Here is a 248-nt window from a genome sequence, read left to right on the forward strand (position 1 = left end):
GAGACGGCGCCGCAGAACAGTCCGGCGTGCAGGCGCGCGTCGAGACGGGACGGGGCGAGCGCGTGCAGGGCGGGGCTCTGGCGGCGCAACAGCCCGTTTTCGACGTCGTCGAGCGAGAGCGCGCGGCCCGCGAACCGCCGGGGCGTCTGGAAGAAGGCGACGCGCTGGTCGAGCACGTTCCGCGTGCCGGGCGCGTCAAGGACGTTCTGCACCATCTGCACGTTGTAGGCGTTCAGCCAGAAGGCGAG

The 248-nt window shown here is 71.8% G+C and carries 1 protein-coding gene; it reads right to left on the bottom strand.

Features of this window, described 5'->3' with window-relative positions:
- A partial coding sequence (locus RYX56_RS24320) for a DUF547 domain-containing protein (protein WP_317124380.1) occupies positions 1 to 248 on the bottom strand: 248 nt, incomplete at both ends.

The sequence above is a fragment of the Alkalihalophilus lindianensis genome (genome assembly GCF_032843265.1).
Taxonomy (GTDB): domain Bacteria; phylum Bacillota; class Bacilli; order Bacillales; family Bacillaceae_D; genus Alkalihalophilus; species Alkalihalophilus lindianensis.